The sequence below is a fragment of the Neisseria zoodegmatis genome, assembly GCF_900187305.1.
Classification (GTDB): Bacteria; Pseudomonadota; Gammaproteobacteria; order Burkholderiales; family Neisseriaceae; genus Neisseria; species Neisseria zoodegmatis.
On sequence record NZ_LT906434.1, the window covers coordinates 1,933,667 to 1,954,699 of the forward strand.

Consider the following 21,033-nt stretch of genomic DNA (forward strand, 5'->3'; position numbering starts at 1 on the left):
GGGATTACGATTAATGCTACAAAGAGAAGTCTATTTTTTCGGCAAACTAAGCCAATCTCGCGATTTTATTGTTTCCGATAATCTGCAAGCCGACGATAAACATTTTTGGGACGGCTGGTTTGGCCGTTGCACCAGCCAAGACAGATTAATCCCGTTTACCCGAAAAACATTTGCCGCGCCGCGAATTTGGCTATTTTGCATCAAGCTATCCGACGGTATGGCTTATACGGGCATCACCGCTCTCAGCGCCGACCAAACCGGAAGGCAATATCCTTTCGTATTATTCTGCAAACCCGACTCTCATTCCGACTTATCAGATTCCATCAGCTTTATTGCTGAAAAAACAGATTTCTTCCGCAACACCTTAAACAACGGCAAGTGCGCTATCGAAAATTGCTTTAACGCCGACACAAGCCATAGCCCCGTTCTTTTATCCGAACCTTTCCGAAACTATTTATCTAATTCAGGCGATACCGGCAGTTTTTGGCAGGAAAGCGAAAGCGGCCGCCATATAAAACACGAAGGCGAACCCTCGTGCTCTCTGTTTAATAAATTATTTGGATCGTAAACTGATGAAAACATTTTCCCGATGGGACGAACCTATTTCCGCCGATGCTCCTGAAGGGGTGAATATCGAATACGACAGCCGCTTTCTGGAACTGCAAAGCGCGGCGGAAGGCAAGCCCGAGCAGCAATACGGCGACACCATTATTCCGGCGGAAGAACCGGATTGGGCAACGGTAGAGAAATTATGCAACCAATTGCTGGCCGAATCGAAAGACCTGCGCGTCTTGGCTTATTACACGCAAGCCCTCACTGCCAAACACGGGCTCACCGGTTTTTGCGCCGGCTGCGAAGCCGTTAAAGCCAATATTGATTCATATTGGGATTCAGTCTTCCCCAAACTCGAAGATGAAGACGGTGAATACGACCCGTTTTACCGCATCAATGCGCTCAGTTCTTTTACTACGCTCGACGGCATCGTTAAAGAAATTTTTCCGGCCAAACTGCTGGTAAACGGGCTGACCCAGCAACCGGTTACCGTCAAAGAAGCGGTTTCGGTGTTACAAGGCAATGATCCGCAAAGCTATCCGGGCGGAAAAGACCGGCTGATGCTCGACATCAGGGTAAGCGCCGACACCGGCAAGCCGGAATTGGTGGCTTTAATCCAAGCATTAGGCCATCTGAAAGACATCCAAAGCACTTTCTCAACCAAACTGCAAGACGAGCATTCCCTCAATTTCGAGGTCATTCAAAAGCCGCTCACTCTGATTCATAAAGCCGTCAATTACAACGACGGCAGCACACCGCAGCCGCAACAGGCGGAACAAACAGACCACACAGCCGAAATCTCCGCCTCAACCGGCACGCAAGAGCAAACGGCTTTCCAAGATGCCGATGCGTGGCGCCGTCTGAATATTAAAAACCGCGCCGATGTCGATTTGGTTTTGGAGAAAATCTGCGTCTATTTTGAAACCCTTGAGCCCAGCCACCCTGCCCCGCTGTTTATCCGCAGGGTACAGCGTCTGATGAATATGGACTTCTACGACATCATGAAAGATATCAGTCCAGAAAGCATTGCCAATTTGGAAGTTTTAATCGGCAAACCGGAAGAAGAAACAGGAACTTCCAACGAGTGAAATAGTCTATTTGTAATAAGCTAAAGTTTGTTTGGACAAAACAACTTTAATCATTTAGAGGTTACTGAACATGTCACGAAACAAATCATCTGGTCAAAAGTTTATTGCCCGCAACCGGGCTCCGCGGGTACAAATCGAGTACGACGTAGAGCTGTACGGTTCCGAGAAAAAAATCGAATTGCCGTTTGTAATGGGCGTGATGGCTGATTTGGTCGGCAAACCTGTCGAACCGCTTCCTGATTTGGCCGAACGCAAGTTTTTGGAAATCGACGTAGATAATTTCGACGAGCGTATGAAAGCCCTCAAACCTCGCGTGGCCTTCAACGTGAAAAACACGCTCACCGGCGAAGGCAATTTGAACGTAGAGCTGGAATTTGAAAGCATGGATGATTTCTCACCCGCCGCAGTAGCCAAAAAAGTAGAACCTCTAAACGAACTTTTGCAAGCGCGCACGGAGCTTTCCAACCTGCTCTCATACATGGACGGCAAGAGCGGTGCGGAGGAATTGATCGGAAAAGTCTTGGGCGACAGCGAGCTGCTGAAAAGCCTTGCGGCCGCACCTAAAGCAACACCCAAAGACGGGCAGTAATTTCGGATGAAAACCAATAAAGCGAGAGTGAATCATGGCTGAAAAGCAATTAGATATCCAAGGGGGCGGCGGCGCGCAAACCGCGTTTGCAGCGAGCGAATTTGAACAACTGCTGCAAAAAGAATTCAAACCCAAAACCGAAGAAGCCAAAAGTGCCGTAACCAACGCCGTAGCAACATTGGCTCAACAAGCCTTGCAAAATGTCGTTACGATTTCAGACGACACTTATCAAACCATCGAAGCAATCATTGCCGAACTCGACAGAAAACTTTCCGAACAAATCAATCTGATTCTGCACCACGAAGATTTTCAAAAACTGGAAGGCGAATGGCGCGGTTTGCATCATTTGGTTACCAATACCGAAACCGACACCCTGCTGAAAATCAAAGTATTGCCGATTTCCAAAAAAGAAGTCGCCCGCAACCTGAAGCGCTTTAAAGGCACGGCTTGGGATCAAAGCCCGCTATTCAAACGCATTTACGAAGAAGAATACGGCCAGTTCGGCGGCGAGCCTTTCGGCTGCTTGGTTGGCGACTATTATTTCGACCATTCCGCACCCGATGTGGAAATGCTCAACAGCCTCGAAAAAATTGCCGCAGCCGCACACTGCCCGTTTATCGCCGGCGCATCGCCCAAACTGATGCAGATGGAATCTTGGCAGGAATTGGCCAATCCGCGCGACTTAAGCAAAATCTTCCAAAACGCCGAATACGCACCGTGGCGCAGCCTGCGTGATTCCGAAGATTCACGCTACATCGGCTTAGCCTTGCCGCGTTTCTTGTCGCGCCTGCCTTATGGTGCCAGCACCAATCCTGTGGACGAATTCGATTTCGAAGAAGAAACCGAAGGCGCGGATCACAACAAATACACTTGGGCCAACGCGGCCTATGCGATGGCGGTGAACATCAACCGCTCGTTCAAATACTACGGTTGGTGTACTTCTATCCGCGGCGTGGAATCCGGCGGCATCGTTGAAAACCTGCCCTGCCACACCTTCCCGACCGACGACGGCGGCGTGGACATGAAATGCCCGACCGAAATCGCCATCAGCGACCGCCGCGAAGCCGAGCTGGCAGCGCTGGGCTTCATGCCGCTGATCCACCGCAAAAATACCGATTTGGCAGCGTTTATCGGCGCGCAATCCCTGCACAAGCCTGCCGAATATTATGATCCCGATGCTACGGCCAATGCCCGTTTGTCCGCCCGCCTGCCTTATCTGTTTGCATGCTGCCGCTTCGCCCACTATCTGAAATGTATCGTGCGCGACAAAGTGGGTTCCTTCCGTGAACGCGAAGATATGGAGCGCTGGCTGAACGAATGGATTATGAATTATGTAGACGGCGACCCGATTAACTCTACCCAAGAAACAAAAGCCCGCAAACCGTTGGCGGCGGCGGAAGTAGTGGTGGAAGAAGTGGAAGACAACCCCGGATACTACACTTCTAAATTCTTCCTGCGGCCGCACTACCAACTTGAGGGGCTTACCGTTTCATTGCGCTTAGTTTCCAAACTGCCTTCGGCTAAACAGGAATAGTCGGGTTTGGTTTATTTAGTCGGGCATACTCATGCCCTGTTGTCTGATCGCTTAAATTTCTTAACAAGGAGAGTAAAACATGGCTATTGATATGTTCATGAAAGTTGAAGGTGTAAACGGTGAATCAAAAGATGCCAACCACAAAGACTGGACCAATATCGAAAGTTTCGACTGGGGTGCCGAGCAACCCGGTTCGATGACCAGCGGCGGCGGCGGCGGTGCCGGTAAAGTGAATTTTAACGACTTGACCGTAGTGGCCGCCATCGATAAAGCCGCTCCGACCATTCTGAAAAACTGTGCCACCGGCCAACACTTGAGCAAAGTAGAAATCTCCGTGTGCAAAGCCGGCGGCGAACAAATCGAATATTCGCGCACCACATTGGAAGACGTTTTGGTAACCGGTGTGAAATTCATCGGCGTACAAGGCAATGACGCGCTGAAAATGCGTTACTCATTCCAAGCTGCCAAAGTGAAAAACCAATATTGGGAACAAACCGATAAAGGTTCCAAAGGCGCCGAAGTTCAGATGGCCTTCAACATCAAAGAAAACAAATCTGCATAATCTTTATGCACGTTTAGTTGGAGAAGCCTGGCTTAAAAGGCGTTTTAAGTCAGGCTTTACATATATACACTTTTCAGACGGCCTCTATCCTTCTTGAAAAGTTGATTCGGGCTTTCGCTCTTACTGCACTTTCTACAAAAATAAACAAGGAGTTGCTGAGATGGATTTGAAAACTAAATTATCGGACATGATTGAACTGGTGCGTTCAAATCCCGACAATCAGGAACACCGTTTGGCATTGATTCAATATCTCTGCCTGTGCGCAAAATGGGACCAGGCGCTGAAACAGATCGGGCAATACCAAAAGCTCTTTCCCAACACCCAAAAGCCCCTGATGCTTTATCTTATTGAAAATATCGAAGCCGAAATGCGCCGCCAAGCTGTTTTAGCGGCACAGCAAAAGCCGAAAACGCTGGAACAGCACGCCGGCAAGCTCGATATTCTGCAAAAACAACTCTCTTTGGTCGCCCATGTGGCAGAACAAAAAAGCGCGGCTCTTGCCGACGGCTACGCCGCTTTATCCGACGACATCGACGAAACACCGGTAAACATTACCTATCTTCTGGCAGACAAATCGGTTGCCGATGCATCCGGCAGTTGGATCATAGACGGCGACGTGCGTACCGCTTTCGTTTACGAATACTTCTACCGCGGCCACTACTACTGGCAAACTTGGGGTTCCATCGAAAGCATTGCTTTCAAAACACCCGCTTCCTTGCTCGACGTGATTTGGAGGCCGTCTGAAATCACATTCAGCCACGGCGAATGCATCCAATGCACCAGCCCCGCCCGCTATGCCGTTTTACCCGAGGCAGAATCGGAATGGTCGGATCTGCTGCTGCAATGCGCGCAAACCGACTGGGTTGAAGCGGCAGACCAGCTTTTTACCGGCATCGGCCAGAAGATGCTGTACACCGACAACCACGATTTCGGCCTGTTGGATATCCGCAGCATTAAATTCGGACAACACCGTTAAACCCACCCATCCGTCAGCCACGGCAATTAATCATGTCGCCATTCAAAAACCAACTGCTGCCTTCTTTGTTCGACAGACTCACCGACGAAGAACCGCGCAAAAAAAAAGAAGCACGACCCGATCAGGCCATCAACCTCGACCAATATCGGCAAGCCGTGCTGCGCGATATTCTTTACCTGCTGAACACCTGCAACCTGCAAGCGGAAACCATGGAGCAACACCTGCCCGAAAACGTGCGTTCGTCCACGCTCAACTACGGCATTCCGCCCCTTTCCGGCGTTAATTTTTCCGACATAGAATGGCAGAACGTGGAGCAAAACATCAAGCAGGCCGTTATTGATTTCGAACCGCGGCTCGACAGCAAATCGCTGCAAGTGATTGTGAACACCGAAGACGATGACGACGATGCCTTGCACAACAAACTGATTATTGAAATCAAAGGCCATCTGAAACTCAACCCTTATCCAAAAGAATTCCTGCTGCGAACCAGTATGGATATCGAAACCGGGCTGTTTAATTTATTAGAAGGGGGAACGGGCCGTGAATAACAAATTACTGTCTTATTACAATAAAGAGCTGGCCTTCCTGAAAGAAATGGGCAGGGAGTTTGCGCTCAAATATCCCAAAGTGGCTTCCCGACTGGCCTTGGATACTTCCGACATTCCCGACCCTTACGTCGAACGGCTGCTGGAAGGCGTGAGCTTTCTCACCGCCCGCACCCAGCTTAAACTGGATGCGGAATATCCCCGTTTCGTGCAAAGAATTTTAGAAGTCGTTTACCCCGACTTCATCAACCAAAAACCAGCGGCGGCCATTGTCAATTTAGAACCTGCCGGCCAATACAACGCCGATGTTATCAATCTGCTGGAGCGCGGCAGAATATTAAGGTCGCTGCCGATTGACGAATTCAAAGTAAGCTGCCCGTTTTCGGTAACCAAAACCACCGAAATCCTGCCGCTGCGGATAGAAAAAGCCAAATATACCGATTCGCTCGGCTATTTGCCGGGTACGCTTCCCATGCTCAAACCCTCTTCCGGTAAAAAAGTGCAATCCGCCCTACGCTTGGATTTCTCGCTCAGCGTACCCGGAGCCTGTTCGGAAATGCTGCCGGACACATTGCCTGTGTTTTTAGGCACGGAGCTTTCCAAATCGTCTTCTTTGCTGTTCCTGCTGGCTTCCGAATGCGTGGGCGTAGTCTGCCACAGTTATGAAAACCCCAAACAATGGCACTACCTGCTGCCGTCCAAACCGGAACACAGCGGATTTAGCGAAGACGAAGCCTTGTCTTTCAATCTGGACAAATCGGTCAGCGCATTTCGGATTCTTCAGGAATATGCGCGGTTACCGGAAAAATTCCTGTTTATTGCCCAAAAAGATATCAAGCAAGCTGTCCGGCAGGCCGAAAAAGAAGGTCATCTGCCCAAAGTGCCCGAACAGCTGGAAGAAATTGTGAGCGATAAGGGCATCAATAAGAAAATCATCACTTACCGCAAACGCTATTTCAGCCTGTCATTTTTGTTCAGCCACAAAATACCCGAGCTGACGGAGCTGGTCGGCGTGGAAGATTTTTCCGTAAACGCCGTGCCGGTGGTAAATCTATTCAGGAAAAAGAGCGCGCGCTTCCCCGTGAACATTCAAGATCGGGAACACCATGTCGTTATCGACCGCACCCAGCCGCTGAATTACGAAGTCCACTCTATCGAGCAGGTAAAAGGCTTCGACACCAACAACCGCCAAACCGTGGTTTTTTCGCCGATGTACAAAGCGCCGGATATGGGTTTGTTTCCTGAAGCGCAAACCCAACACTCTTATTTTTCGGCACGGCGGGCAGACAGGATGCCGTCTGAAAACACCATTAAAAACGGCTTCCGCTCTTCCTATCTGGGCAGCGAAGTGTTTCTGTCGCTGGCCGACAATAAAGACTACGCCTTCAATTCGGGCATCCAGCACCTTTCCGTTGATGCTTGGTGTACCAGCAGGGATTTGCCGCTGATGATGCCGCGTGATGGCGAGTCGGATTTTCTGATCGAAGGCTTTTTGCCCGTCAGCTCGATCAAACTGATTTCGAAGCTGACGCGGCCTCAGGCAGCGGTGAGCGAAGACAGAACGCTTTGGCCGTTTTTAAACCAATTGAGCCTGAACTATCTGTCGCTGCTGAACACCGACCAAGAAAATGCCCCCGTTACCTTGAAAGAATTATTGATGGTGTTTGTTTCTTCCGAAAACGATTTGCTGAAGAAACAGATTGAATCGATCACGCGGGTGGACACCGCCGTCGTGAATAAAGTGGTTCGCCATCACGGCACCGCCGCTCCCGTGCGCGGCATCAAAATCACCGTTACGCTCGACGACGCACAATTGGGGGGCATCCATCCCTTCCTGTTCGGCTCGGTTTTAAACCATTATTTCCGGCGCTTGGTGTCGATCAACTCATTCATACAACTGCAAATCGACACGCTCCAACAAGGGCATGTGGCCACGTGGCCGACCGCGGTGGGAGAAAGGGTGATCATATGAGTCCGGTTAACGTGCAAACGGATTTCGGCGACCCGCCGGACGATACTTGGGATGAAAAACTCACCGGTTTTTTAAACAAAGTCGCTTCCCAGCCGTATAAATATGACTACTTTTCACTCTTGCGCCAGCTTGAGTCGGTTAAATTTGTTACCGGCGGCAAGATGTTGGGCAAGGCAGTCAGCCCGAAAATGGAAAAAATCAGAATCCGCCAAGAGCCTTCGCTTATTTTTTCCCCGCGCAACATCCAATCGGTAACGCTGTCGCCCCATTATGCGGAAATTTCCATCAACGGCTTCGGTTTGTTCGGCCCTTCCGGCCCCCTTCCCCTGCATTTGACCGAATATGCCTACGAGCGCCAACACCAGCACGGCGACCGTACATGGACGGGCTTTGCCAATATGCTGCAACACCGTTTGGCGGTCTTGTTTTATCGGGCATGGGCCAACGCGCAGAGCATTACTTCTTTAGACAAAAACGCCGACGACCGCTTCGGCAGATACATCGCCAGCTTCAACGGCCTGAATACCCCGCCCATACACAACGAAGGCCTGATTCACGAATTTGCCAAGCGTTATTTTGCCGGTTTGCTGATGAAGCAAAGCCGCTCCGCCGCCAACCTGCAACAGTTGCTCAACCGCTATTTCAAAGCGCCCGTTACCATTCAAACCAATGTCGGATACTGGGTTGAAGTTGCCGAAGAAAAAACGCAAATCGGCGCAACAGGCGGCTATATGCTGGGAGAAGGTTTGCTGCTGGGCGACAAACTTTACGATGTTCAAAGCAAATTCCGCATCATCATCGGCCCGCTGACTCTGCCGGCCTACCGGTCGTTTTTTAAAGACGGCACCAACACCGCCCGCCTGCGGGAATGGGTGCGCCTGTTTGCCGCAGACGAATACGAATGGGACATACAGCCCGTTTTGATGCAAAAAGAAGTTCCCCCGATGGATTTGGGCGGGCAAACCCAGCTCGGCTTGTCGACTTGGCTGGGCAATGTTTCCCGCAACGCTGAAGACTTAATCGTCAGCAACCGTTAAACGGCTTTTTCAGACGGCCTCATCCTGATAAAAGCCTCTTACAAACCGTTTTGGACATGTTGGATTATTTAAGGAAATCTTATGTCAGACATCAGCCGCAGCGTATTATTCGGTAAGTTGAATACTACCTTATACAAAACTCTGGAAAATGCCTACACATTCTGCCGCCTTCGGGAAAACAGCTATGTCGAGCTGGTGCACTGGCTCCATTCCCTGCTGCAAACCGAAAAAACCGACATTTTCTGCCTGATAAACCGTTTCAATTTAGACGAAGCGAAAGTACGCAAAGACGTATTGGCCGCCGTGGAAAAACTGCCTGCCGGCGCCACCGCCGTTATCGATTTTTCCGAGCATATCCAAACCCTTGTCGAACAAACTTGGACATACAGCTCGCTGAAATTCGGCACCGACAAAATCCGCACGGCGCATATTTTCTATACTATGCTGCAAAATAAAACCTTGCAGGGCATCTTGGCCAACATTTCATCGGAATTCCTCAAAATCAAACCCGAAACGCTGGCGGACGACATCATCGCCATTACCGCCGGTTCGGAAGAAAATCTCGATGCCGCTAAAAACGCCTTATCTTCGGAGCCTACTGCCACTCACAAAGAAAGCGCGTTGGCCAAATACGGCAGCAACCTTACCGAAAAAGCCAAAAACGGCGAAATAGACCCACTCACAGGCCGCGATGCCGAAATCAGACAAATCATTGACATTCTGATGCGGCGCCGTCAAAACAATCCGATTCTCACGGGCGAAGCCGGTGTCGGCAAAACCGCCGTGGTCGAAGCGTTGGCCTTGCGCTTGGCCGCAGGCGACGTGCCGCCCGGATTGCAAGACGTGCAATTAATTCTGCTGGACATCGGCCTGCTCAAAGCCGGTGCCAGCATCAGCGGCGAATTTGAATCGCGGCTCAGAGCGGTGATGGACGAAGTCGAATCCAGCCCCACGCCGATTGTGCTGTTTATTGACGAAATCCACACCTTAATCGGCGCGGGCGGCGCAGCCGGCACGGGCGATGCCGCCAATCTGCTCAAACCCGCTTTGGCCCGCGGTAAACTGCGCACCATCGGCGCAACAACATGGGCGGAATACAAAAAATATTTTGAAAAAGACCCCGCCCTCACCCGCCGTTTCCAAGTCGTGCAGGTAGACGAACCCGACGAAGAAAAAGCCGTCAACATGCTCAGAGCGTTGAACGCCTCGCTGGAAAAACACCACAATGTGATTATTCTCGACGAAGCGATTCAGGCGGCCGTGAAACTCTCCCATCGTTATATTCCCGCACGCCAACTGCCCGATAAAGCCGTCGGCCTGATCGATACCGCCTGCGCGCGCGTTGCCGTCAGCCAGCACGCCGTACCCAGCAGCATCGAGTATCTGCAAAAAAAATCCGAAGCATTAAAACTCGAACAAGCCCATCTGGAACGTGAGAAAAAGCTCAGTTTCGATTCCGAAGAACGGATGGCGAATATCGGCAAAGAACTGGCCGAAGTTGAAGGCCGTCTGAAAGAATTGGAAGAACGATGGCAAACAGAAACCGGCTTGGTTGCCGAGCTGTTGGCCGTGCGCGAACAAATCATGCAGGCAGGGCAAGAAACTTCCGATGATGAAAGCAAGCAGTTGTACGCACGCCAAAAAGAACTGGTCGATAAACTGAAAGAACTGCAAGGCATCCAACCGCTGGTGATGCCGTTGGTCGACAGCCGCACGATTGCCGACGTGGTGGCCGACTGGACAGGCATTCCCGTCGGCAAAATGATGAAAGACGAAGTCGAGGCCGTATTGCAACTGGCCGATACTTTAAACAAACGCATCATCGGCCAACGCCACGGCTTGGATGCGATTGCCCGCCGCATTCAAACCTCGCGCGCCAATCTCGACAACCCCAACAAACCCATCGGCGTTTTCATGCTGGCCGGCCCTTCCGGTGTGGGTAAAACCGAAACCGCGCTGGCTCTGGCCGACACCCTGTACGGCGGCGAGCAAAACGTGATTACCATCAACATGAGCGAATATCAGGAAGCGCACACCGTATCCACCCTGAAAGGCGCACCGCCGGGATATGTCGGTTACGGCGAAGGCGGCGTACTGACCGAAGCCGTGCGCCGCAAACCGTATAGCGTTATCCTGCTCGACGAAGTGGAAAAAGCGCACCCCGACGTGCATGAAATCTTTTTCCAAGTATTCGATAAAGGCTGGATGGAAGACGGCGAAGGCCGCTACATCGACTTCAAAAACACCATCATCATCCTCACTACCAACGTCGGTACGGATTTGATTATGGACATGTGCGACGACCCCGACATGCTGCCGACTCCGGAAGGCTTGGCCAAAGCCTTGCGCACGCCCATGCTGAAAGTTTTCCCCGCCGCCCTGCTGGGCCGCATGCAGGTTATCCCCTACTATCCGCTATCCGACGACATGCTCGCAAAAATCGTTGAATTGCAATTGGGCCGTATCGTGAAACGGATCAAGGACAACCACAACATCGACCTGACCTATTCACCCGAAGTGCTGAAACTGATTACCTCGCGCTGCACCGAAGTCGAATCGGGCGGCCGTATGATCGATGCGATTCTCACCAATACCGTTCTGCCGCAAATCAGCCGCGAACTGCTTACCTGCGCAACGCAAGGCAAACAGGCTTCGGCAGTGAGCATCGGCGTGAAAGACCATGACTTTACCTACAAATATAAATTCAAGAAAAAAGATAATGTTAAGTAAAAAGGAAAAACTAAAATATGTTTCGCCTTTCTAACGCTTAATGTTTACAATTTGTATAATGTAAACACAAGTTATCAAACGACATAATATATAAATGATGAGATTTATTACATGCTAAACAATGTAATAAATTACCAACCAAGATTAGGCAGTCGAAATGCATAAAAAATTAATGAAATATACATTATTCTTGGCAATACCTTTAGTATTGAGCGCATGTGCTTCCAATCATAAACCGCCGAAAGAATCCGATGAAAGCGGAGAGAAGATTGATGTCCAAATCCTTGTTTCGCCTGATGTAAACCCCGATTTGGTCGGTCGCCCTTCACCCATCCGCTTGGATTTATATCAATTGTCTTCCGATGGCGAGTTTAAGAAAGCAAACTATTTCGAGCTTACCAACAATGCCAAAGAAACTTTAGGCGATAAATTAATCCAGCAAAACCAATTCATGCTGCACCCGGATACGGTTACGATATTGCCGATTAAAATGGATTCCCACCTGAAATATTTAGGCGTGGTAGCCAGTTATCGCGATTTGGATAACAGCGAATGGCAACTGACATTGTTGAAACAGAAAAAACGCTGGTATCAATTCGGCAAGCATTATTTCTATTTAAATCTCGGCAAAAACAAATTGAGTCAGTTGTCAAAAGCAGAAATGAGAAACATGCTTCAAGAATATAAAGAGCGTCACCCCGACAACAAACGCATTAAAGAAAGCGGCAAAGTTCACAAACACGACAGCGACCTTAGCAAAGGCGTTTTCCGTGAAGAAAAATAATAACTTTATATAGAAGATTTAGGTTGAAAACATGGCGATAGAAGCAAAAGTAGTCTGGTCTGAGGGAATCTTCATTACTCCCCAACATTTCCAGCAATTTGAACGTTACATTGAATCCGGTTTACGTCAATTGGCCGTTTCCCGTGAAGGCTATTTTTGGGGATTTTCTTCACTGGTTTTGGATTCAGACGGCCTCAAGCGCGGGGTAATCGGTATTCGTGAAGCAGAAGGCGTGTTTCCCGACGGCTCGGTCTTTTTACTTTCTCAGAAACAACTCGAAAATCTGAGCTTAACCGTTCCTGCCAATATTAAAGACACAAAAATCTGCTTGGCCGTTAACTTACCCTCTTCCGTGAACAATGAGATTTGCTTTCCGGATCAAGACTCAACTGCCCCTCACCGCTATAAAGCATTTGATAAAACACTTGCAGATACCACCAATACCGAATTAGACGGCCGCCAAGTTACGTTGGCAGAACTTAACCCCATGCTGGTTTTAGAAAGCGATGTTACCAGCGGACAAACTGCCCTCCCCATAGCGCTTATCCATTCCAGTTCGGCAGATTTCGAGGTGGTCTTAGACGAATCCTATATCCCACCCTGTCTCGGCAGCCAAAAGCAACAGCATTTAAAGGCTTATATTTCAGAGATATACGGCCTTTTGATGCAGAAAAGCAATAGCTTGGCCAATGCTGTAAACGATCCCAATACCGGGGGTTCTGTTGAAGTGATGGATTTCATGATGCTGCAAACCATCAACAGATATTTGGCCTATTTACACCATGAAAATGAAGGCGCCCGCCAAACCCATCCGGAACAATTATTTGTTAATCTGTCGAAGTTGTGTGCCGATTTGATGACTTTCTTACCTGCCCGCAAAGTAGGCGAAATTCCTGTGTATCAGCACAACGACTTGGCCTCATGCTTCGGCAAATTATTTTTCAATCTGCGTAAATCACTTTCTATCGTGCTTGAGCAAAGAGCGATCAGAATTCCTCTCGACATGCGCGACGAGGCAACGCACGTTGCCCAAACGCCTGATCAAAGCCTGCTGGATAAAGCTTCATTCGTTCTCGCCATCAAAGCCGATATGCCGAACGAAGCATTACGCCAAAAAATTCCAAGCGTGGTGAAGATAGGCACGGTGGAAAAAGTAAAAGAATTAGTCGCCTACCACCTGCCCGGAATCAGAGTACACGCCTTATCCGTTGCACCGAGAGAATTGCCCTACCATAGCGGCTATGTTTATTTCGAGTTGGATAAAAAACACGAGATGTGGGACATGTTTGACACTTCTTCAGGCATGGCCTTCCATTTAGCCGGTAATTTTCCGAATTTAGATGTTGAATTTTGGGCAATTAAGTCTTTGAGTTAATTTGGTTTAATTTGGAATTTCATTATGAATAACCAGAATAATGCAGCACATAGCGCAGTAAATATCTACAACCCTTTGATTGAAGCTGCCAAACCCGTTTTTATCTTGGTGAATGCCATGCAGCAAACCACCAGTCAACTCCCTACCGACAGCCTGATTAATAAGTTTTCTCTTTTAATCAATAACTTTGAAGAGAATGCTGAGAAAAACGGAGCGAAATATGATGCCATTCAAGCTGCGAAATACTGCTTGTGTACCTTTGTAGACGAGTTGGCCGTCCGTGCAGGCTGGGCAGATGAAACGTGGTCGAAAAACAGCCTGCTGGTGTCCTTTTACGATGAGACATGGGGCGGTGAGCGCTTTTTTGAAATTATTCAAAACTTAAAGCAAGACCCTGATAAAAACATCGATTTATTAGAGTTTATGTACTTGTGCCTGCAGTTCGGCTACAAAGGCAAATACCAAGTTTTAAACAGCGGCGAATTGGAAATCGACAAAATCAAAAGAGACTTGCTCGCCTTGATTCACAGCAAACGGCCGGATCAAACCGTTAATCTCTTCAAGCACGATCCGATTGTTACCAATACCATCCAGCGAAAACAGCGGCTGACCATTCCTTTATGGGTAGTAGGCGTATTAGGCGCAGTTGCTTTGGGAATAGGCTATTTCGCGATGCAATGGTCGTTGGGCGATGACTTTGATACCGCCAGCACAAAAGTAAACAGCCTCAAACTTCCCGCTGTCGCACCTAAACAGCAGGAAACCAAAAACACCATCCGCCTGCGGCCTTTATTGGAAAACGAAATTGCCAGAAAACTGGTTTCTGTTGAAGATTCTCAAGACAGAAGCACGGTAACCATTTTAGGCGACGGTTTGTTTGAATCCGGTTCCGCACAGATTCAAGACCAATACTACCCCGTTTTGGCAACGGTCGGTCAGGCTTTGGACAGCGTCGAGGGGCAAATTGTCGTTACAGGCTATACCGATGACAAGCCTATCCAAAGTTTGACCTTCCCGTCTAACTGGCATCTTTCTCAAGGTCGGGCTGATGCGGTAAAAGAAATTCTCTTAACTTACGTTAAAAACGGCGGAACGCGTATCCGTTCGGAAGGACGCGGTTCGACCAACCCTGTTGTACCGAATGATACGGTGGAAAACAGAGCCAAAAACCGACGGGTTGAAATTACCCTGTTCACGACCGGCAGCGGCCCTAAATTGGGCAGCGCAGTGGAAGTACAAACCGACGCTCCGGCTGCCCAACCGAGCAGCGGTGTCAGTGCAGGTCAATAATCTGAAATTGGATTGATACGGAAAAACAAACATGAAAAAAATTCTTTATTTTCTAGGTTCCCGTTCTTTATGGGTAATGTTGGGTATCGCCGGTCTGATTATATTGGTATGGTTTATCGGCCCGCTGATTTCCATAGGAGAAATCCGTCCTTTAGCGAGTAAAGTCGTGCGCTTTGCCGTGTGTGCCGCCATTATCGGTATTTGGTTGGCTAAAGCCGTATTCCGCCAATATCGCGAGTCGCGCCGTAATGCTGCTTTATTGAAAGAAATCAAAGCTGCACAAGAACCCATTTTGAAAAGTGCAAGCGATATCAGCTCTATGAGCCGCCAATTTGCCGAGATGGACAAAGTGCTGAAAAACGCCAAGTTTTCCAAATCGAAAAACAGCTTATTGGCGAAATTGGAAGAAGGCCAATACCTTTACCAAATGCCGTGGTATGTCGTTTTGGGTGCAGCAGGCTCCGGTAAAACCACAGCCCTGAAACGCTCCGGCCTTAATTTCCCGCTGGAAAGCACTTTGGGAACGTCTGTCAGCGGCTTGGCAGGCACACGGGATTGCGATTGGTTTTTATCTGATGAAATTGTATTGCTGGATACTGCCGGCAGATTGTCTCTGCACGACAACCACAGCAATAAAGATTCCAGCGACTGGGAAGAATTTGTATCGTTGCTGAAACGCTACCGTCCCAAACAACCTATTAATGGTGTATTAGTTACTGTGGGTGTGGACGACTTATTGGGCGGTAAAACCAATATCACGGAAATATCGGCAGAGCTGCGCAAAAGAATCCACGAAATGCATACCAAACTAGGTATTCATTTCCCTGTTTACCTCATGATTACCAAACTGGATTTGCTACATGGTTTTGATAAATTCTTCACTCATTTAACAGAAGAGCAAAGAAACCAATACTTAGGCATTTCCCTGTCTGACACAGAAGGAATGGAAACGCCGATTGCCACCGCATCCAATGCCTTATCGGAGATTGTGGATAAATTGCGCTCGTCTATGTTGGGTACCATCCATCAATTGGAATCTTCTGAAGACAAAGCTGCTGCTTTTGCTTTCCCTGAGGAGTTTGAACGTCTGAACCAAGCCGTGCTTTCCCTCTTTAAAGAGCTATCCAAATCTTCTAAATTTGAGCAACCGATTGCATGGAGAGGTGTTTACTTTTCAAGCGGTACTCAAACCGGGCAGCATCTCAATCCCATCTTGGAAGGTTTGCAAAGCGATTTCCAATTATCAAGAAAATACTTAGATTCGGAGAGAACCGCAGCTCAGACCTCTGATCGCAGCTTCTTCCTGAACAGATTGTTTTCCGACGTTATCCTCAGCGAAGCAAACTTAGCCGGGGAAAATAAATCTTGGTTCGTCAAAAACCAAATGCTGTATTGGCTCGGCGTCGGCGCGATTGCGGCTACCGTAATTACCTGCTTGACCATGATGTTGAACAGCTACTCCAATAACCGTTCCTATTTGGAACAGGTCGGCAGCAAAGCAACTAAATTGGGCATGGATGCAAAAAAATATGCGGATGCGCCCGATTTGCTTAAAGCGGTAACGTTTGCAGAACACGTTAGAGACACCACCAGAAGCAGCGAAATTCCCGATCTCTCGTCCCCTCCCCTCGGCTACCGCATGGGTCTGTATCAAGGCGCTCAAATGGAGGACGTGGGTGAATCTGCCTACCGCAGAATTCTCCAAGACAACGTAATGCCTTTAATCAGCTATAAGCTGGACGAGCTTCTGCGCACAACCAGCGGTTCAGACGGCATCAATGGCTATAACGCTTTAAAAGCCTATCTGATGATGTTTAATAAAGAACATTTCGATGCGGCTTTTATGCAAAACTGGCTGATGTCTAATCTGTCTAAAGCAGAATCTTCAGGCATGAGCGAGCAGCAGAAAAAATCTGTCGAGAAAGCGTTAAACCAAATCCTTTCCAAGCAAAGCATCACGCCCAGCGTACCCTATGATGAAGCCTTGGTAGAGCGCCGCCGTCAGGAAATTGCCCAAAGGGATATTGCCACCATGGTATTGGAAGATACCGTGAATGCGGTTGCCCGCTCAGGAAAAGAAGGGGTGACGCCTGTTTCCTTTTCCAGCATGGGCGGTGTGCAAAGCCACTTGTTGTTCCGTCGCAAAACAGGCGGGGCTTTAAAAGAACCGATTAACTTCATCTATACCAAAGAGACATACATCACCAAAGTATTACCTGCCATGGTTAAATCGGCAGAACAGTTTTTTAACGAAGATAATTGGGTGCTGGGTAATTACGCCTCTTTAAGCCAAAGCAAGGCTTCCGTTCTTTCCGATGCCCAGAGGCTCTATTTCAGCAACTACATCAGAGTATGGAATCATTATTTAGCCGACTTGTCATTGGTTACGCCGAAATCATCGCGCGAGAGCATTCAGATTGCCAAACTGCTGTCTGAAAAAAATTCCCCTTTGGCTAATATCATCAAAGGAATTAGCGATAACACGACGCTAACCATTGATAATCGGGTTACAGAAAAAGCAGGCAGCAAAATTGCCGATTGGTTAAACAGAGCCGGCCTCTCCAAGCTTTTAAGTGCTGAAGGTGAAGCCAATGTGAAAAACGAATTGGCCGCTTTGAAGCAGGCAACGCCTGTTGACGATGCTTTTGCAGACTTCCATATACTGACAGAAACCGCAAATGATCAACCTCCCGCAATTAACGGTATTACCGAAGCCATCAACGATTTGTATGTTTATTTGGTTGCCGTTAACGTTGCAGTAGAAAAAGGGGTGGATCTGCCTCCCGACGATCCTTTTGTGAAATACAAGGCCGAAGTCAACCGGCTGCCCTCTCCTTTCCGCCAAATGCTGGACAATTTTTCTGAGATTATCTTGAAAAATACCGATAAGATTGTTGATGAAAAACTCATGTCTACTTTGGAAAAACAATTGGCCACCTTAACCGACAGTTGCCAAGAAACCCGCCAACAGGGCTACCCTTTCGAAAGAGGGTCGGAAAACAATGTTGCCTTGGAAAGCTTTTCCAACATCTTCGGCCCCAACGGCACTTACAGCAAGTTTACCAACTTGTCAGGCGAAGCCGCCGTATTGGCCCGTTCGGACAAACTGGAAACATTAACGGCCAAAAACAGCGCGTTTAAAGACCGTTTTTCCAAATTGGACGACATAGCGGCCATCCGACAAGGCTATTTTGATAAGGGTTCGGAAACACCAACGTTTGATTTTTCGGTTAAGGTTTTGATTCTGGATGCCGCCTTGGAAAGTGTGAATATTTCGTATGACGGCAAAAGCTATGTATACAGCCACGGGCCTGTTAACCCTGCAACTTTTACCTGGCCGTCTAAAAATGAAAACGCTTTGGCCAAAATAGACATTTCTTCCCCCCAAATCAACAGCGCAGGCATCAGCGCAACCGGGCCGTGGTCAATCTTCCGCCTGATTGAAAAAGGGAAAATCGTCCGCCAAACAGGGAACACCACCGTGGTTGAATACAACATCCAAGGCAAAAACGTTGTGGTTGAATTTACCACTTCTACCGCATCGAACCCCTTTAATTTAAATAAATTAAGGAATTTTCAGTGCGTTTAAGCGTCTAATGAGGATGTAAGCAGGCCGTCTGAAATAACACATTCCGAAATCCACCTGCAAATGATTAAAAATAAAGGTTTAGGCGCTTAACAAACGGAATGTTGGTTTTTAATGTGAATAAGGAATTTCCCGAAATGAATAGAACAATCGTTGCTCATACACCTTTGGGACCACAACTGTTATTCAAAAAGATGCTCGGCACAGAATCCGTTTCCAACCTTTTTGAATTCAATATCACATTTGTTTCTAAAGATTCCAATTTACAAGGCAAAGACATCATCGGCCAGCCGGTAACATTGGAAATCGATACCGAAGCGGGCAGCCCGCGCTACCTGAACGGCTTGGTTACCGATTTCGGCTACATCGGCGAAGATGAAGACGAAGAGGGCTACCATGCTTATGCTTGTACCGCCCGCCCGTTTATGTGGTATCTCACTCAAAATGTAGACAGCAGGGTGTTTGTTGATAAATCGGTGCTCGATATTGCCAACGAAGTTTTATCTGCATTCGGTTTTCCTTATCAGGTTAAATGCCAAAAAGGTTATCGCACCAGAGGCTTTTGCGTTCAATATCAAGAAACCAGTTTTCATTTCTTAAACCGTTTGTTTGAACAAGAAGGCATTTACTATTATTTCACCCACAGCAACGGCTCGCACGAGCTGGTTATCGCCGACGATGTCGGCATTTTGCAGGCGATTCCTTCTTCCAACATTCCTTACCACTCCCGCCAAACCGCGCCGGGTGCGCCCAGCACCGCTTATATCGACATCTGGGAAGAGCGGGACTCTCTTAAATCCAGCCAGTTCGTTACACAAGAATACAATTACAAAAATGCCAAAGTGCCGATGAAATCGCAGGATTCCGTTCACGATTTCAGCTCGGTAACCATGGAACACTATGATTTCTATACCGGCTTCAGCGATGTTTCCGAAGCGCAGAATTACAGCCAAGTGCGCAGTGAAGATTTGAAGAGCCAAACCAAAGTCATTACCGGCTCCGGCACGGCATTAACGGTTGCTCCGGGCTATACGTTTACTCTGAGCAGACACCCGCATTCGTCATCCAATACCGAATATACGATTTTGAAGGCAAACTACGATTTTGAAGAAGCCGGCTATACCACCGGCGACCGTATCGGCAAATTCAGAATCTCATTCCGCGTATTGCCGAAGTCGTACCAATACCGCCCGCCACTGAAAACACCCAAACCGAAAGTGTTGGGCACGCAGGCCGCAACGGTAACCGGCCCGGCCGGAGAAGAAGTTTATACCAACGAATACGGCGATATTAAAGTCCAATTCCATTGGGACCGCTACGGCAAAATGGATGAAAACAGCTCCAATTGGGTGCGCGTAACGCAAGGCTCGGCCGGTGCGGGATACGGTTCCATCAATACGCCGCGTATCGGCGAAGAAGTGTTGGTCGACTTCATTAACGGTGATGCCGACCGGCCGATCGTATTGGGCCGTCTGTATAACAGCGCAATGTCGCCGCCGTGGGGGTTCCCTGCCGCCGCCAAGCAATCCGGTATTAAGAGTAAAAGTTTCAACTCGCCGCTTTCCAACTTTAACGAGTTGATGTTCAACGATACCGCCGGCTCTGAAATGGTGAATTTTCAGGCACAGAAAGATTTGACATCGCTGGTTAAAAACAACGAAACCCGCAACGTCAATAACGACCGCACCACCACCATCGGTAATAACGAAACGGTAACGGTGGTGGGGGACAGGGCGAAAACCGTTCAGAAAAACGAAACGGCTTCGATTACCCAAAACCGCACCAAATCGGTGGGCCAGAACGAAACGGCCAGCATCACCCAAAACCAAAGTATCAGCGTCGGCCAAAACCAAAGCACCAGCGTGGGCAAAGACCAAAGCGTCGACGTGGCGATGAACCGCAGCCGTTCGGTCGGTCAAAACGAAAATGTAACCATCGGCCAAAGTCAGGCGTTGACAGTGGGGCAGGATCAAAACGTTACCGTCGGCCAAAACCAAGCGTTTACCGTCGGAGCTAACCGCAATAAAACCGTTGTTTCAAACGAAGTCAGCAGCATCGGCGGCAACAAACAGGAAACGGTGAGCAAAAACGGTATGAACAACGTCGGTATCGGCCAGATGACCAATATCGGCGCGGGCTATATGCTGAACGTCGGCGGCGGTTGGATGACCAACGTCGGCGCGGCGGAAATGCACAGCGTCGGCCTGATCATGAACATCAATGCCGGCATGAACATCGGCCTCAATGCCGGCCGCAACATTACTTTGTCCGCCAATTCCAAAATTACCCTGCAAGTCGGTAATTCCATGATTGTGATGGATAAAAACAAGATTGCGATTGTCAGCAAAAAAATCAAAGTCGTCGGCACCAAAGTGGTGGATATGGACGGTAAAAAAGTGGACATCAACTAGAG

At 48.6% G+C, this 21,033-nt stretch carries 15 protein-coding genes; all 15 read left to right on the plus strand.

The window, feature by feature from the left end; all coding sequences use genetic code 11:
* The first annotated feature begins 13 nt into the window (after positions 1-13).
* The 15 genes from tagF (at position 14) to CKV66_RS09155 (ending at position 21,031) form a co-directional block, all read left to right on the plus strand.
* On the plus strand, positions 14-568 hold the full coding sequence (gene tagF, locus CKV66_RS09085) for a type VI secretion system-associated protein TagF (protein WP_085363574.1): 555 nt from the start codon (positions 14-16) through the stop codon (positions 566-568).
* Positions 569-572: 4 nt separating this feature from the next.
* Positions 573-1,640: a type VI secretion system protein TssA gene (tssA, locus tag CKV66_RS09090; RefSeq protein WP_085363667.1), complete on the plus strand. Its 1,068-nt coding sequence runs from the start codon at positions 573-575 to the stop codon at positions 1,638-1,640.
* Positions 1,641-1,710: 70 nt separating this feature from the next.
* Positions 1,711-2,229, plus strand: coding sequence for a type VI secretion system contractile sheath small subunit (tssB, locus tag CKV66_RS09095; RefSeq protein WP_085356906.1), 519 nt, complete (start codon positions 1,711-1,713; stop codon positions 2,227-2,229).
* A 34-nt stretch (positions 2,230-2,263) separates the two neighbouring features.
* Positions 2,264-3,763 carry a type VI secretion system contractile sheath large subunit gene (gene tssC / locus CKV66_RS09100; RefSeq protein WP_085363575.1) on the plus strand — a complete coding sequence of 500 codons (1,500 nt, stop codon included), beginning with the start codon at positions 2,264-2,266 and terminating at the stop codon, positions 3,761-3,763.
* A 79-nt stretch (positions 3,764-3,842) separates the two neighbouring features.
* A complete protein-coding gene (locus CKV66_RS09105; protein WP_009115598.1) occupies positions 3,843-4,325 on the plus strand; it encodes an Hcp family type VI secretion system effector in 483 nt (160 codons plus the stop codon).
* Between the two features lie 160 nt (positions 4,326-4,485).
* Positions 4,486-5,301: a type VI secretion system accessory protein TagJ gene (locus CKV66_RS09110; protein WP_085363576.1), complete on the plus strand. Its 816-nt coding sequence runs from the start codon at positions 4,486-4,488 to the stop codon at positions 5,299-5,301.
* Positions 5,302-5,333: 32 nt separating this feature from the next.
* Positions 5,334-5,849 (plus strand): type VI secretion system baseplate subunit TssE, encoded by a 516-nt coding sequence (gene tssE / locus CKV66_RS09115; protein ID WP_085363577.1) that lies wholly within the window; start codon positions 5,334-5,336, stop codon positions 5,847-5,849.
* Positions 5,842-7,818 (plus strand): type VI secretion system baseplate subunit TssF, encoded by a 1,977-nt coding sequence (locus CKV66_RS09120; RefSeq protein WP_085363578.1) that lies wholly within the window; start codon positions 5,842-5,844, stop codon positions 7,816-7,818. The genes tssE and CKV66_RS09120 overlap by 8 nt, the downstream gene beginning before the upstream one ends.
* Positions 7,815-8,855, plus strand: coding sequence for a type VI secretion system baseplate subunit TssG (tssG, locus tag CKV66_RS09125; RefSeq protein ID WP_085363579.1), 1,041 nt, complete (start codon positions 7,815-7,817; stop codon positions 8,853-8,855). The genes CKV66_RS09120 and tssG overlap by 4 nt, the downstream gene beginning before the upstream one ends.
* A gap of 81 nt (positions 8,856-8,936) precedes the next feature.
* Positions 8,937-11,585 carry a type VI secretion system ATPase TssH gene (gene tssH / locus CKV66_RS09130; protein WP_085363580.1) on the plus strand — a complete coding sequence of 883 codons (2,649 nt, stop codon included), beginning with the start codon at positions 8,937-8,939 and terminating at the stop codon, positions 11,583-11,585.
* A gap of 157 nt (positions 11,586-11,742) precedes the next feature.
* A complete protein-coding gene (gene tssJ / locus CKV66_RS09135; protein WP_085363581.1) occupies positions 11,743-12,369 on the plus strand; it encodes a type VI secretion system lipoprotein TssJ in 627 nt (208 codons plus the stop codon).
* Between the two features lie 31 nt (positions 12,370-12,400).
* On the plus strand, positions 12,401-13,744 hold the full coding sequence (gene tssK, locus CKV66_RS09140; protein ID WP_085363582.1) for a type VI secretion system baseplate subunit TssK: 1,344 nt from the start codon (positions 12,401-12,403) through the stop codon (positions 13,742-13,744).
* Between the two features lie 24 nt (positions 13,745-13,768).
* Positions 13,769-15,034, plus strand: coding sequence for a type VI secretion system protein TssL, long form (gene tssL, locus CKV66_RS09145; RefSeq protein WP_085363583.1), 1,266 nt, complete (start codon positions 13,769-13,771; stop codon positions 15,032-15,034).
* Between the two features lie 31 nt (positions 15,035-15,065).
* Entirely contained in the window at positions 15,066-18,623 is a 3,558-nt protein-coding gene (gene tssM / locus CKV66_RS09150) for a type VI secretion system membrane subunit TssM (RefSeq protein WP_085363584.1), read from the plus strand.
* 134 nt (positions 18,624-18,757) lie between these two features.
* Positions 18,758-21,031: a type VI secretion system Vgr family protein gene (locus tag CKV66_RS09155; protein WP_085363668.1), complete on the plus strand. Its 2,274-nt coding sequence runs from the start codon at positions 18,758-18,760 to the stop codon at positions 21,029-21,031.
* Positions 21,032-21,033: the final 2 nt, after the last annotated feature.